This window comes from Bradyrhizobium sp. WBOS08 (genome assembly GCF_024585125.1).
GTDB lineage: Bacteria > Pseudomonadota > Alphaproteobacteria > Rhizobiales > Xanthobacteraceae > Bradyrhizobium > Bradyrhizobium japonicum_B.
On record NZ_CP028988.1, the window covers coordinates 479,568 to 493,731 of the forward strand.

Genomic DNA, 14,164 nt, shown 5'->3' on the forward strand with positions numbered 1-14,164 from the left:
GCGCATAAACGCGAAAGCTCAACGCGCCACACACGTAAAATTTCCGTTGCTTTTATCAATATCGTGGCCGGCAAAAATTGCCTAGTGCGGCAACATGCCGATGCCAGCAATTTTTTCCGAGGGTCGAGCAATTTTTTCCGAGAGAAATTTGCGGCCTTTTTCAAGCCACGATTGCTTTCGCCAGCCAGCGACGCGCGAAATGCACTGTAAAATACGGCGAATGCGCGCGACGACATGCGCGCAGAACGCGACTTGAGGCCTGCTCAGCAAAGCGGCGGGTTAAGTCGATTTTTACTTTGCCGCTTCAATGTAACGATCAGTCGGTTGTTTGGTCCCGCGTCGCCGACAGCGTCGCCTGAGTCAGAGTTCTTGAGTCATGGTAGAGTCGCGTCGCGGGGCGTCTGCAAGGGCGCCCCGCACAAATTTTGAGTCTCCGTCGCATCGCGTCATCCTCGGTGATTGCGTCGCCGAGATGTCGAAACTTCAGGCCGGTTCGGTCGATCTCGTGTTCGCCGACCCGCCCTACAATCTCCAGCTCAAGGGCGATCTCAAGCGCCCCGACGAATCCCACGTCGACGCCGTCGACGACGACTGGGACAAGTTCGATTCGTTCTCCGCCTATGACGATTTCACCCGCGCCTGGCTGCTTGCCGCACGCCGCGCGATGAAGCCGTCGGCGACGATCTGGGTGATCGGCTCCTATCACAACATCTTCCGCGTCGGCGCGATCATGCAGGACCTCGGCTTCTGGCTCCTGAACGACATCGTCTGGCGCAAGTCGAACCCGATGCCGAATTTCCGCGGCCGCCGCTTCACCAACGCGCACGAGACCATGATCTGGGCCGCGCGCGACGAGAAGGCCAAGGGTTACACGTTCAATTACGAGGCGCTGAAGGCCGCCAACGAGGACGTGCAGGCACGGTCCGACTGGCTGATTCCGCTCTGCACCGGCGAGGAGCGCCTCAAGGGCGCCGACGGCAAGAAAGTGCATCCGACGCAGAAGCCCGAAGGCCTGCTCGCGCGCGTGCTGCTGTCCTCGTCGAAGCCCGGCGATCTCGTGATCGACCCCTTCAACGGCACCGGCACCACCGGCGCGGTGGCCAAGCGCCTCGGCCGCTCCTATATCGGCTTCGAGCGCGACAAGACCTATGCCAAGGCCGCCGAAGCGCGCATCGCCGCGGTCGAGCCGCTGCCGGAAGCGAGCCTCGCCCCGTTCATGACCGCGCGCGAGGCGCCTCGGGTCGCGTTCTCCGAGCTGATCGAGCGCGGCATGATCATGCCCGGCACGAAGCTGTTCGACGCCAAGAAGAAGCTCGGCGCGCTGGTGCGCGCCGACGGCGCCATCATGTTCGGCGACAAGGTCGGCTCGATCCACCGCATCGGCGCGGTGGCGCAAGGCGCCCAGGCCTGCAACGGCTGGACCTTCTGGCACGTCGAGACCAAGAAGGGTCTCAAGCTGATCGACGAGCTGCGCGCCGAAATCCGCGCCGGCATGACGGCGGAGTGATTCGATCGTGATCTCGTAGGGTGGGCAAAGCGAAGCGTGCCTACGTCCTGCCCAATTGATGCGAGGACGTGAGCACGGCGCAAGTGCGCCTTTGCCCACCCTACGGCGCGCCTTGAATGCCGCCTCAACCAGGACTAGACTCCCCCGATCAGCCTCCGTCCTGGCGGGCCCGCTCCCATGCGACGACAGTCCGAGACATTGCTGTTGGTGCCGCTGCTGCCGATCTTCCTGGTCGGCATGTTTCCGATGTTCCTGATCGCCCTGCTCGGCTTCTTCGGCCTCGCATTGTTCGGCGTGCTGGTGATCTGCGTCGGGCTCGCCAGCAGCAACGAGGCGCACGACAATTTCAATCACGACGTCATCGTGCACGGCTATGCGCGCGGATCGGAGCGGGCGGCGCAGGCGTCCGACATGCATCTCGCCGCGCGGCTCGGGCTGCGCCTTGAGGCGGTCGGCGCCGCGATGGTCATTACGGCGGCAATCGGTCTTTGTTACGCCGGTTGATCTGCGTCGCGCGCAGATGCCGCCCGGCGAACTCGCCGGTTGCTCCCGCCGACGCGGTTAAGGCAAGAGAGGCGGCGCGGCACTGACGCTGCATTTGCGCCTGGCAATAAATCCTGGGGAGACCGATGCTCAAATTCTATTTCAACGGATCGCCGAACCCGACCAAGGTCGCGCTTTACCTGGAAGAAGCAGGCCTGCCGTACGAACCGGTGAAGATCGACACCCGCAAGGGTGAGCAATTCACGCCGGACTATCTGAGGATCAATCCGAACGGCAAGGTGCCAGCGATCGACGACGACGGGACGATCGTGTTCGACTCGAACGCCATCCTGCTCTATCTCGCCGAGAAGACCGGCAAGTTCCTGCCCGCCGCCAGCCTGCGCGGCGAGACGCTGTCATGGCTGATGTTCGTCGCCACCGGCGTCGGCCCCTATTCGGGCCAGGCCGTGCACTTCAAGCATTTTGCGCCGAAGGACCAGAACCACGACTACGCCCACAACCGCTACCAGTACGAGACCGATCGCCACTACAAGATTCTCGACGCTCGGCTCGAAGGCCGCCGCTACATGGTCGGCGACAGCTATTCGATCGTCGACATGGCGCTGTGGGGCTGGGCGCGGATGCTGCCGTTCAAGCTCGGCGACGACGCCTTTGCGCGATACCCGAACGTGAAGCGGCTGCTCGACGAGATCTCGGCGCGCCCCGCAGCAGAGCGCGCGATCGCCCTCAAGGACAAGTTCACCTTCAAGGCCGAGATGGACGACGAGGCGCGCGCCAACATGTTCAAGCACATGACGACCAAGGTCGCCTGATCGCGCGACGTCAGCTGGGGCCACGCGCATGCGCGTGGCCCTTTGCTTTCGCGGCTCAGGCGGCGTGGACCGAGCTCAGGAACCTGGCGACTTCCTGCTTCAGCCGGCTGCTGTCGGCAGACAGCGAACGCGCCGCAGACAGCACCTGGGACGAGGCCGATCCGGTTTCGGAAGCGCCGCGCTGCACGTCGCCGATATTGGTCGAGACGCGCTGCGTGCCGTGCGCCGCTTGCTGGACGTTGCGGGAAATCTCCTGCGTCGCCGCGCCCTGCTGCTCCACGGCGGCGGCGACCGCCGACGAGATCTCCGACAGCCGCTCGATGGTGCCGCTGATCTCCCTGATGGCGCCGACCGACTGCTCGGTCGCAACCTGGATGTTGGAGATCTGCTGGCCGATCTCGCCGGTGGCTTTCGCGGTCTGCTCGGCCAACGCCTTGACCTCGGAAGCGACCACGGCAAAGCCGCGGCCGGCATCGCCGGCGCGCGCCGCCTCGATGGTGGCATTCAGCGCCAACAGGTTGGTCTGGCCGGCGATGGTGCTGATCAGCTCGACCACGTCGCCGATTCGCGCGGCGGCCTTGGAGAGTTCACCGACATGTGCGTTGGTCTTGCTCGCCTGACCGACGGCCTCGCCGGCGATCCGGGCGGATTCCTGCACCTGGCGGGCGATCTCGGACACCGAGGAGGAGAGCTCCTCGGTCGCCGAGGCGACCGCCTGCACATTGGCCGACGCCTCCTGCGAGGCGCTGGCCACCTCCGTCGACAAATCCTGCGCCCGCGAGGCGGTCGTGGTCAAAGTGCCGGCGGAGGCTTCGAGCTCGTTCGACGCCGACGACACCGTGTCGACGATCTCGCCGACGGCCTGCTCGAACTGCTCCGCCAGCTTGGCCATGTCCTGCTTGCGGCTTTCGGCTTGTCGCGCCTCGAGCTCGGCCTGCTCGGCGCGCATTCGCTCGGTCTCGATCATGTTGTCCTTGAACACCTGGATCGCCTTGGCCATGTCGCCGATCTCGTCGGCCTTGCCGCGACCGGGAATCTCGACCGCGAGATTGCCGCCGGCAATCAGCCCCATCGCACGCGTCATCGAGGTCAGGGGACCGACGATGCTGCGGGCGATCAGGAAGGCGACGATGCTGCCGAACAGGATGGCAAGACCGCCTGCAACTTCCTGAATGGTCGTCGTGCCGGCGATGACGTCTTCGGCATGGGTGCGCGAATCCTGATAGTCCTTCTTCAGGGTCGTTTCAGCGGCCTTGAGCCTACCGATGCTGTCGACGATGAGGGGCGCGAGATTCTTGTGGTAGATCTCGTCGGCCTGGAGCATCGCGGCGGAGGTCGTCTCGAACGCGGCTTTGTAGATGCCGAGCGCGGTCTTCACCGGCGCGAGCGTGGATCGCAATTCCCCTGCCTGCGGGCTCTTTTCGATCGCCGCGAGCCGTTGCGCCGCCCTGTCCACGCTGGCCCGGAAGTTGGCCGGCCCCTGGGTGTCGCGCAGGGCCAGGAAGCGCCAGTTGGCGACACGAACGAGAAGGACCCTGGATTCGAGGTCGGCAACGAGCGCCGCGGTGTCTTCGTCGACGGCTGCGCGCGCCGTATCGACCAGCTTGGCCATTTTCACGGCCAGCTCTTCGCCGCTCGGCAGCAACGTCGCCTTGCCCGTTCTCGCCTCGTTGACGGCGTCTCCGAGGTTGTCACGCAGGCGTCGCATCTTGGCGACGTCGTCGATGAGGCCGTTGTAGAGCGCCCGCCGCTCCTCCGAGAGCGTCCCCTTCGCGCCGACCCGCAACAGCTCGGTCGCCGCGGTTTCGCGCTCTTGCGCCTCTTTCATCGCGGGTTCGTTGGCATCGTAGATGTAGCGCAGATTGGCGCGCTGGATGGCCTGAAGGTGGGTCGATATCTCCAGCACCCGCGCCGTGCTGTCCGAGAGCGCGGATTGTCTCGCGACCTGATCCTGCACCGCCCGCAAATTCCAGACCGCCACCACGGCCATCACGAGACCAACCGCCACCAGGGCCATGAAGCCTGCGTACAGGCGTCCCCTGATCCGCAAACGAAACTTCGGCATTCCCACTGTCCACCAAGATGCATTTCACTTCGAGCGGCCGAACGAATCCGGCGATCGTCAGCGGCCACCCCGGCAGCCGCGCGTCGCGCCCTCGCGACCCACGCTGCACCGCGACACAATGGGGGACACTCCTTAATTGAACCTTCAAATTCTTCGCGCGCATGCGCATCGGCGCACATGGACCTGCTGATATTATCGGCAGCTATGCGAAGTCATGCAAGAATCTGCAGCGGCGTGCATAGCGTGCACGCAAATCCCTAGAAAACGCTGGCCTGCTGCAATTTGCCGAGTGCGTGCTCGACCACTTCGAGCGTGTAGGGCTTCTGGACGACCGGCACCGAGGCAAGCTCGGCCGGAAGCGGCGCGCGCTCGCCATAGCCGGTTGCGAAGATGAAGGGCACGCCGATCTCTTTCAGTTTCTGCGCCACCTTGATGCTGCTCTCGTTGCCGAGGTTGAGATCGAGCAGGGCAAAGCTCGGCCGCGAACGCTCGATCGAACGCAGCGCCTGATCGACGCTGGCGGCGGTGTCGACGTGGCGGGCGCCGAGATCGAGCAGGATGACCTCCGCCGCCATTGCGATGATCAGATTGTCCTCGACAATCAGCGCGGTCTCGGACAGTCGGGGACGACTGGACTGCTGCTCCTCGATGCGCATGGCGGCTCCTGCTATTGATGGCACGAATTCTACGAAATTTGCGGGGATGACGAACTTCGCCTGCACTCCCAGAAGATCGAAGCGGATCTCGGCATCGCCCTTGAGATCGAACGGCACCGAGCGTTCGATGATCGTGGTGCCGAAGCCCCGCCGCGAGGGCGGCTGCACCGGCGGGCCGCCGCTTTCCTTCCATTCGATCACGAGACTCGACGACGGATCGAGCCGCCAGACCACCTCGACGCTGCCGGTGGAATCGGCGAGCGCGCCATATTTGGCGGAATTGGTCATCATCTCGTGGACGACGAGCGCCAGCGTCGCAAACGCCTTGGGATCGAGCGCGACGTCGGGCCCGCCCATCTTGATCCGGCCTGCACGCGCGCCGAGATAGGCGCCGGCCTCGGATTCGACGAGGGTCCGCAGCGCCACCGGCGCCCAGTTCAGATTGGTGATCTGGTCGTGGGCGCGGGCCAGAGCCTGGATGCGACCGCCGAGGACGCTGGCAAACTCCTCCACGTTCGTCGCGGTGTCCTTGCTCTGCGCGACCAGCGCGCGGACCAGGCTCAGGATGTTGCGGACGCGGTGATTGAGCTCGGCGATCATCAGCTCCTGCCGCTCCTGCGCACCGCGGCGCTCACGCGCGGCGAGATCGGACAATTGCAAGATCACTTCCAGCAGAGTGACGCGTAGGCTCTCGGCGATGCGGATGTCGGCCGCCGACCACGGTTTCGACTGGCCTGCCACCGTCTCCTGCCAGAGCTCGAAACTCTTGCGCGGCGTCAGGCGTGGGCCGTTCGGACCTTCGTCGTAGACCTTGTCGGGAGCGCCGGCCCAATTCACGGACCGCGTGACCTCGCGCCGGAAGAAGATCAGGCAGTCGCGCGGCGTTCGCGAGATCGGAATGGCGAGAAACCCCGCGGCGCGGTCGCGGAACGCCTGGCCGGCGGCATAGATCTTGGCGATCTCGGCGCTGGCGAAGATGCGCCCCGGCGAATTCCGGTTGATGAAGGCGACGAGATCCTTCACCTCGTCCTCGGTCGGCGTCTCGCCCTGGAGCGCGATCTTGTTGTCGGACCACACTGCGACGCCATCGCAGTCGATCATCTTGCGATAGTCGCCGAGGAAATCGACGATCGCGCGCCGACTGTGCTCGTGCGAGGCTGCGATCTCGATCAGCCGCTCCTGGACCTGATGGGCGCGGGCTTCATAGGCGACGTCGCCCTCGCGTTCGCGTCCCTCGACGATCCAGGAGAACATCTGCCCGAACAGCTCGGACGCCGTCCGCTTGTCGAACGAGATGTAGCGCGGCGAATAATGATGGCAGGCGAACAGGCCCCACAGCTTGCCGTCACGCAGGATCGAGACCGACATCGAGGCGGCAACGCCCATGTTGCGCAGATATTCGATGTGGATCGGCGAGACCGCGCGCAGCACGCTCATCGAAAGGTCGAGCAGCCCGGCATTGTGCGTGGGGGTAGATACCAGCGCAGCCGGCCTGGAGTTGATATCGGCAATGATGCGTAGCCAGTTCCGCTGATAGAGGATGCGGGCCTGCCGGGGAATGTCGGAGGCCGGGTAATGCAAGCCGAGGAAGGATTCGAGCCCGGCTTCCGCAGTCTCGGCGATCACTTCGCCCGATCCGTCGGGATGAAACTGGTAGACCATGACCCGGTCGAACCCGGTCAGCACCTTGAGCTGGCGCGCCGCCTCACGCGCGAGATCGGTCATGCCGCGCGTCTTGCGGATCCGGTCGAGCATCAGGCGGACCAGCTCGCCGGAATTGACGCCCGGCTCGTGGACGCTCGGCTCCGCTTCGACGATCAGGTAGACGCCGGAGAAGTGGATCGAGAGATCGTAGAGCGGCTTGCCGGCCTGGAGCTCGAGACCGAACAGGCGCTCGGTGGCATCCGGGCCGCTCAGATGGTCGACATGGCTGCGGATGGTCGCAACGGCGGCTTCGGAGATGACGCTCGACAACGGCCGCTGGAGCAGATCGGCAACGTCGCTTCCGAGAAAGCTGCCGACATTGTCGGAGGCCATGCAGATGGTGAAATCCGAGAGGACTGCGAGCAAGAAGCCGAACGGCTGCACGCTGCCGGGAATGTGGATCGGCTCGCGATCGCAATTGGTGAGATTGACCGCCTCGTTCATGCGCGGTCCGCCGCCTGCTCGAACGCGGCGAAGGCAACGCGCGCCGCCGCGATCACCTCGGCTTCGTCGCAGATCTCACTTTCGAGCTTTGACAGGAAGCTCTGCCAGAGTCGCTTGCCCGTCCCGTGGCGAAGATAGAGGGTGGCCGCCCCGATGCGCGGATCGGCCGCATCGGCGACCGTCTTCAGCAGAAATTTCGCGCCCAGACGGGAGCCCTCCAGCACGTACATGGTGCCGAGCACGCCGCTGCGCGTGAGCGGCGGCACCGACACCGTCGCCGCCGCGCTTGCGCCCAGGCGATCGAGATCGGTCGCAATGGCAGCGCTCCGCGACCGCTCCGGCCAGTCTGGAAAGATGCGATCCACGCCGGCGTCCGCCAGGGCCGCTTCGAGCGGAAGAAGGGCACCGGCACTGGCATGAAGGAAGCGGCGATAGCCGGAAAAGCCGGTCAGGTCGAACGCGGACAATTGCGCATCGAGCTCGCGATGGGCATCCGACGTCGCATCTCTGAGGTTTTCACGGAGACCGGAAAAGCTGCGGCCCGCATGCGTCGTAACGTCCGAAGCCCCAACCAGCATAGAATTCCTAGAAAGCCCGCGGTCTCGGGCCCGATTGCCCTAGCAACTCACAGAAACGTCCGGCAGGCGCAAAGGTTCCCGAGGGTTCCGGGGATCCGGGATGAAGCGGCGCGGGCAGCGCCGCTCCTTCTTGTCCGTTTATTTCGGCCGGATAGGCTTCTTCAGCTCGTAGGCAATCTCGGCCCGGGTCATGCCGCAATCCTGGAGCTCTCGGTCGGTCATTGCAGCGAGCTGGCATCGGGCCCAGGACCGCTGTCGCCGGGCCCGCGCGAGGTTCACCAGCCTCCGCCATATCCGCACAAGCATGGTGAGGCGCGACGGACAGGGCCGGCCGGTGGACGTGACGTCGTCCAATCCAGTCAGCTCGCAGCCCTCACGGCCTCTTGCGGAAACGGGCCCAGCGCCCTCTCCGTCAGGATCGAGTCGCAATATTCGCGGATTTCCTTGATCTTGCCGTCCTCCAGACGGAACACCAAGCAATAATCATTGTCGTAGCGCACGCCCTCGGGCGTGACGTTGTCACCCTTGGCCTCGACGACGACCACATCGCCGTCGGCAATGAAGCGGTGCGCGACCGTGCGCGTGCGGTCGCGCAGGCGCTTGCGCACATAGCCGTGCAGATCGCCAAGGATCGCCTCCTTGCCCGAAAAGGTGCGCGACCAGGAATACTGGCCGGTGACCACCCATTTGGCGTCGTCGGCAAGGCTCGCGGTAAACAGGGCGCGGTCGCGCGCAGCCGGATCCGGATTGGCGGCGGCGGCGAAAATATCCTGCATCAGTTTCTTGTTGGCGGCAACGCTCATGGCGGCATCTCCGTTTGGTGAGAACACCGAGATCATCGCCGGCCGATCTACATTCTTCAAATCGATAGTCGATATGATATGTATTCACCCCATGAATTTGCATTCGCTCGACTTGAACCTGCTGACCGCCCTGGACGCATTGCTGCGCGAGACCAGTGTCAGTCGCGCCGCGCTTCGGATGGGCCTGTCCCAGCCGGCGGCGAGCCATGCATTGCAGCGCCTGCGCGACATTCTCGGCGATCCCCTGCTGGTGCGCACCGGCGCGCGGATGGAGCTGACGCCGCGGGCGCAGGCCTTGCGTGCGCCGCTCGCTCAGGCGCTCGACCAGGTGCGCGGGCTGTTCGTGCCTGACGATTTTGATGCGGCGCGCAGCGAGCGGCAATTCCGCCTGATGATGCCGGATCTCGCGGTCGAGCTGTTGGTGCCGCGGTTCATGGAGAAGGTGACGCAGGTCGCGCCCAACATCCGCATCGACGTTGTTCCATGGCGGGGATCTGCGATCTTCCACGCCGAATTCGCCCGCACCATCGACCTCGTGATCTCGATCGGAAACGCCTTCAAGGGATTTCACCGCCAGCTGCTCTATACCGACAGCGACGCATTGGCGGTGCGGCACGGTCATCCCACAGGCGCGAAGCTGAAGCGGCGCGAAACCTTCCTGGCCGCACGCCATGTCGGCGTGATCATTCGCGGCAGCAATGAGGATTTGATCGACACCTGGCTGCGAGCCAAGGGCATCGAGCGGCACATTTCGCTGGTGGTGTCAGGCTATCTCGAAGCGCTGCACGTCGCCGCCCGCACCGACCTCGTCGCCTTCGTGCCGCGCCGGCTGATTGCCGCATTGTCGAAGCAGCTCGGCCTCGTCACGGTGACGCCGCCGCTCGACCCCGGCATCGACGAGCAGTTCATGTTCTATCCGACCCGGGCTCAGATGGACCCCGGCTCGATCTGGCTGCGCCGGCTGATGCTGGAGACGGGACGGGAATTGGAAAAAGGGAGGGCTGGATAAGTCTACAGCTTCAACAAGCACAGTGTCGTCCCGGACAAGCGCGCGCCAAGCGCGCGCCGATCCGGGACCCATAACCCCAGGGAGGAGTTTGGCGAAGACTCGCGGTTGTCAGCGCGCGCGGCAACTTCTCCCTGGGGTTATGGGTCCCGGGTCTGCGCTGACGCTTGCCCGGGACGACAGGGGTGTATGTGGCCGCGTTCCTACGCCTTCTGAGCTTCCATCACCTTTGCCACGGCCGGGCGCTCCGACATGCGCTTGAAGTGATCGGCGATCTTCGGCGTCGCATTGATGTCGACACTGTCGCCTTCGAGCCAGGTCGAGAGCGTGTAGAGATAGGGATCGCAGATCGTGTACTGCTCGCCCATCACCCAGGGTCCCCCGAACATCTTCTGCTCGATCAGCTTGAAGCAGGCGGCCATGGTCTTCGGAACCATCGCCTTCATGTCGGCGAACGAGCTCTCCTGGGTCGCCCAACGCGCGCCGCGCATCTTGTGGGCGTGGTTGATGTGCACGGTCGAGCACAGATAGGAATTGAACGACTGTACCTGGGCGAAGTCGAAGGGATCGTCGAGCGGCGCGAGCTTCGCCTTGGGGAAGGTCTGGGCGAGGTAGGCCAGCATCGCCGGCGTCTCGGTCAGGACGCCGCGATCGGTCACCAGCGCCGGCACGCGGCCCTTCGGGTTGATCTTGAGATAATCGGGGCTGTTCTGCTGGTTGTCCTTGAAGCTCAACCGCTCGGCCGTGTAGTCGGCGCCGGCCTCCTCCAGGGTGATGTAGGTGGCGAGCGCGCAGGTGCCGGTGGCGTAGTAGAGCTTGAGCATGTCGGACCTCATGGGAAAGCTTGAAGTTAACGGTCCCTCGCCGCCCCGTCCATAGGCGAGCTCTTCGCAGTTGCCCACCGCCGCCCTGCTATGCGAAGACGCGTCGATCGGAGGGGGATCTTGTCATGACGGTACTCATCGCCGGCGGCGGCATCGGCGGGCTGACGCTCGCGCTCAGCCTGCACCAGATCGGCGTTCCCGTGAAAGTGTTCGAGAGCGTCGCCGAGCTGAAGCCGCTCGGCGTCGGCATCAACGTGCTGCCGCATGCGGTGCGCGAGCTGATCGAGCTCGGGCTTTTGGACAAGCTGGATGCCAGCGGCGTGCGGACGCGCGAGCTCGCCTATTTCTCCAAGCATGGCAAGCCGATCTGGAGCGAGCCCCGCGGGCTGGAGGCCGGCTACAAATGGCCGCAATTCTCGATCCATCGCGGCACCCTGCAACAGATCCTGCTCGACACCGCGGTCGAGCGGCTCGGCCGCGACAACATTCTCACCAGCCATCATCTGACCGGATGGACCGAGACCGCAAGCGGCGTGCGCGCTGACTTCATCGACCGCGCGACCGGCAAGACCGCCGGGAGCCATGAAGGCGCGATCCTGGTCGCCGCCGATGGCATTCATTCCGCCGCGCGAGAAAAGCTCTATCCGAACGAAGGCCCTCCGATTTGGAACGGCCGTATCCTCTGGCGCGGCGTCACCCCGGCGAAAGCTTTCTTCACCGGCCGCACCATGATCATGGCCGGGCACGAGATCCTGAAATTCGTCTGCTATCCGATCAGCAAGGAGCCGGACGCGAACGGCAACCACCTGATCAACTGGGTCGCCGAGCGGCACATGCCGCCGACCTATCAGTGGCGGCGCGAGGACTATAACCGCACCGCGCGCCTGGAGGAGTTCCTGCCCTGGTTCGAGAGCTGGACGTTCGACTGGCTCGACGTGCCCGGCCTGATCAAGAACTGCCCGCACGCCTATGAATATCCACTGGTCGACCGCGATCCGGTCTCGCAATGGACGTTCGGCAAGGTCACGCTGATGGGCGACGCCGCGCATCCGATGTACCCGATCGGATCGAACGGCGCCTCGCAGGCGATCCTCGATGCCCGCGTCATCACCCGCGAGATTCTCGCGCATGGTCCGACCAGCGCGGCGCTGCGCGCCTATGAGGCCGAGCGCCGGCCCGCGACCACCGATCTCGTCCTGCTCAACCGCAAGAACGGCCCCGAGCAGGTGATGCAGCTGGTCGAAGAGCGCGCGCCCGAGGGCTATAAGATCGTCACCGACGTGCTGTCGCAAAAAGAACTGGAAGACATCGCCGCCAATTACAAGCGCGTCGCCGGCTTTCAGGTCGAGGCGCTGAACGCCAAGCCGCCGATCGTGAGCAAGGACGCGCGCGCGGGGGCGTGACGCTCTCGCTCGAAGCGAGATGCCCTTTGATGTGCCCTCGCCCCTTGCGGGAGAGGGCCGCGATGCCGGTAGACGCGGGCTCACTCGGGTGAGGGGTATCTCTCCGCGAGTCCAACTCGCAGTTTAGACTCGCGGAGAGATACCCCTCATCCGGCGCTTCGCGCCACCTTCTCCCACAAGGGGAGAAGGAAGAGCAGTGCGCAACACTAAACTATTTGCCCACCACCCTCGCCGCCTCCAGCAGCCGCTCGCTCGCGCTCGCCGTCGCCAGCACCGTGCCGTCCTCGGCCATCAGCTTGGCCTCGACGAAGGCGATGGTCTTGCCGAGCTGCGTCACTTTGGCCTCGCCGATAATTGGCCCAGGCTTGGCCGGCGCCAAAAAGTTCACGGTCATGCTGATGGTGGTGGTGTAGAGCCGGCCCTCGCTCATCACGAGCACCGCCGGCCCCATGGTGTCGTCGAGCATGGCCGAGAGCATGCCGCCCTGGATGAAACCCGCAGGGTTGCAGAATTCCGGCTTGCCCTCGAAGCCGAGCTTGATCCAGCCTTCCTGCGGGCGGGCATCGAGCAGTCGCCATCCCAGCAGCTCGGCACAGGGCGGTCTCGGAAAGTCGTCGAGTGCGGTCTTGACCATTGGCAGCCTCCGTTCGCAATCCCTAGCGCAACGCTGCTGCCAGCGTGCTGTCAGGAGGGACGGCGCGGTGCGAGATCCAGTGCATGCGCGATCACCTTGCGCATGACGTTGGGAAGCGCTTCATCGGCAAGGGTCGCAGTCGGCACCCAGCGCATGCCCTCCGGTGCCCGCGTGCGCGCCGACGCCTTCGCGGTATAGACCACGAGCTCCAGCGGAAAATGCGTGAAGACGTGGGTGACCACGCCCGCCTTGCGTTGCCAGCGCGACAATCCCTTCAACTCGGGCGCCTGCCGCTTCGCGGTAGTATCGTCCTGGCCGGCAAGCCAATCCGAACCCGGCACCTCGGTCATGCCACCGAGCAGCCCCTTGTCCGGCCGGCTGCGGACCAACAGCTCGTCGCCGCGCGTCACGACGAAAGCGGCGCCCCGCCGCAACGTGCCGCTCTTCTTCGGCGCCTTGCGGGGAAAGGTCTCCTGGGTGCCCTGCGCATACGCGATGCAATCCTCGTTCAGCGGGCACAGCGAGCACGCCGGCTTCTTCGGCGTGCAGATCGAGGCGCCGAGGTCCATCAGCGCCTGTGCGCTGTCTCCGGCCCGGCTGTCGGCCAGCAGCGTCGCCGCCAGTCGCTGGATCAACGGCTTGGCCTGCGGCAGCGCTTCCTCGACTGCGAAGAGCCGCGACACCACGCGCTCGATATTGCCGTCGACCGGCATGGTGCGGCGGTCGAAGGCGATCGCGGCAATCGCCGCCGCCGTATACGGCCCGATCCCCGGCAGCGCGCGCAAGCCCTCCTCGGTGTCGGGAAAGACGCCGCCATGCTCGCGCGTCACCGCGACGGCGCAGGCATAGAGGTTGCGTGCGCGCGAGTAATAGCCGAGCCCGGCCCACATCCGCAGCACGTCATCCTGCGAGGCGCGTCCGAGCGCGATGACATCCGGCCAGCGTGCGACGAATTTCTCGAAATAGGGCCCGACCGCCTTCACCGTGGTCTGCTGCAGCATGATCTCCGAGAGCCAGACGCGATAGGGGTCCGACGCCTGCCCCGGCGCGGCGCGCCAGGGCAGCCGGCGGCGGTGGCGATCGTACCAGGCGAGCAGCAATGACGGGCGAGCCGATGGCGTGAGCGCCGTCGTGCTACGTTCTTTCCTGCGCGCAGACGAGGACATTCGTCTTTCCTAGAGGAGGACTCCGCCCCTGGCCAGCGCAACCCCACCATTGCGCACT

General features: G+C 65.0%; 13 protein-coding genes. 5 read left to right on the forward strand and 8 right to left on the reverse strand.

The annotated features are described in order from the left end of the window. Positions 1-376: 376 nt before the first annotated feature. The 3 genes from DCM80_RS02240 (at position 377) to DCM80_RS02250 (ending at position 2,823) form a co-directional block, all read left to right on the forward strand. The gene (locus DCM80_RS02240) at positions 377-1,507 is read left to right on the forward strand and encodes a site-specific DNA-methyltransferase (RefSeq protein WP_274069662.1); all 1,131 of its coding nucleotides are present in this window, start codon (positions 377-379) and stop codon (positions 1,505-1,507) included. A gap of 177 nt (positions 1,508-1,684) precedes the next feature. Further along, on the forward strand, positions 1,685-2,011 hold the full coding sequence (locus DCM80_RS02245) for a hypothetical protein (RefSeq protein ID WP_257195549.1): 327 nt from the start codon (positions 1,685-1,687) through the stop codon (positions 2,009-2,011). Between the two features lie 125 nt (positions 2,012-2,136). Further along, the gene (locus DCM80_RS02250; protein WP_257195550.1) at positions 2,137-2,823 is read left to right on the forward strand and encodes a glutathione S-transferase family protein; all 687 of its coding nucleotides are present in this window, start codon (positions 2,137-2,139) and stop codon (positions 2,821-2,823) included. 55 nt (positions 2,824-2,878) lie between these two features. Here the strand turns inward: DCM80_RS02250 and DCM80_RS02255 are convergent, their stop codons facing one another. The 5 genes from DCM80_RS02255 to DCM80_RS02275 all read right to left on the reverse strand — a co-directional run bounded on the left by DCM80_RS02255 (position 2,879) and on the right by DCM80_RS02275 (position 9,073). Continuing rightward, the gene (locus tag DCM80_RS02255) at positions 2,879-4,888 is read right to left on the reverse strand and encodes a methyl-accepting chemotaxis protein (protein ID WP_257195551.1); all 2,010 of its coding nucleotides are present in this window, start codon (positions 4,886-4,888) and stop codon (positions 2,879-2,881) included. A 257-nt stretch (positions 4,889-5,145) separates the two neighbouring features. Then, positions 5,146-7,692 (reverse strand): HWE histidine kinase domain-containing protein, encoded by a 2,547-nt coding sequence (locus DCM80_RS02260; protein WP_257195552.1) that lies wholly within the window; start codon positions 7,690-7,692, stop codon positions 5,146-5,148. Then, positions 7,689-8,270 carry a biliverdin-producing heme oxygenase gene (locus DCM80_RS02265; RefSeq protein ID WP_257195553.1) on the reverse strand — a complete coding sequence of 194 codons (582 nt, stop codon included), beginning with the start codon at positions 8,268-8,270 and terminating at the stop codon, positions 7,689-7,691. Before DCM80_RS02265 ends, DCM80_RS02260 begins: the two co-directional genes overlap by 4 nt. A 138-nt stretch (positions 8,271-8,408) precedes the next feature. Then, positions 8,409-8,576 (reverse strand): DUF1127 domain-containing protein, encoded by a 168-nt coding sequence (locus tag DCM80_RS02270; protein WP_257197855.1) that lies wholly within the window; start codon positions 8,574-8,576, stop codon positions 8,409-8,411. Positions 8,577-8,629: 53 nt separating this feature from the next. Continuing rightward, the gene (locus DCM80_RS02275; RefSeq protein ID WP_257195554.1) at positions 8,630-9,073 is read right to left on the reverse strand and encodes a nuclear transport factor 2 family protein; all 444 of its coding nucleotides are present in this window, start codon (positions 9,071-9,073) and stop codon (positions 8,630-8,632) included. Between the two features lie 91 nt (positions 9,074-9,164). Here DCM80_RS02275 and DCM80_RS02280 point away from each other — a divergent pair, with 91 nt between their 5' ends. Then, a complete protein-coding gene (locus DCM80_RS02280) occupies positions 9,165-10,082 on the forward strand; it encodes a LysR family transcriptional regulator (protein ID WP_257197856.1) in 918 nt (305 codons plus the stop codon). A 200-nt stretch (positions 10,083-10,282) separates the two neighbouring features. Here the strand turns inward: DCM80_RS02280 and DCM80_RS02285 are convergent, their stop codons facing one another. After that, entirely contained in the window at positions 10,283-10,903 is a 621-nt protein-coding gene (locus DCM80_RS02285; protein ID WP_257195555.1) for a glutathione S-transferase family protein, read from the reverse strand. A 125-nt stretch (positions 10,904-11,028) separates the two neighbouring features. On the opposite strand from DCM80_RS02285, the gene DCM80_RS02290 reads away from it, so the two are divergent. Next, complete coding sequence (locus tag DCM80_RS02290; protein ID WP_257195556.1) at positions 11,029-12,306, forward strand: flavin-dependent oxidoreductase; 1,278 nt, start codon at positions 11,029-11,031, stop codon at positions 12,304-12,306. 211 nt (positions 12,307-12,517) lie between these two features. On the opposite strand, the gene DCM80_RS02295 is transcribed toward DCM80_RS02290, so the two are convergent. After that, a complete protein-coding gene (locus tag DCM80_RS02295; protein ID WP_257195557.1) occupies positions 12,518-12,940 on the reverse strand; it encodes a PaaI family thioesterase in 423 nt (140 codons plus the stop codon). Between the two features lie 50 nt (positions 12,941-12,990). Further along, complete coding sequence (mutY, locus tag DCM80_RS02300; RefSeq protein WP_257195558.1) at positions 12,991-14,106, reverse strand: A/G-specific adenine glycosylase; 1,116 nt, start codon at positions 14,104-14,106, stop codon at positions 12,991-12,993. Positions 14,107-14,164 lie beyond the last annotated feature (58 nt).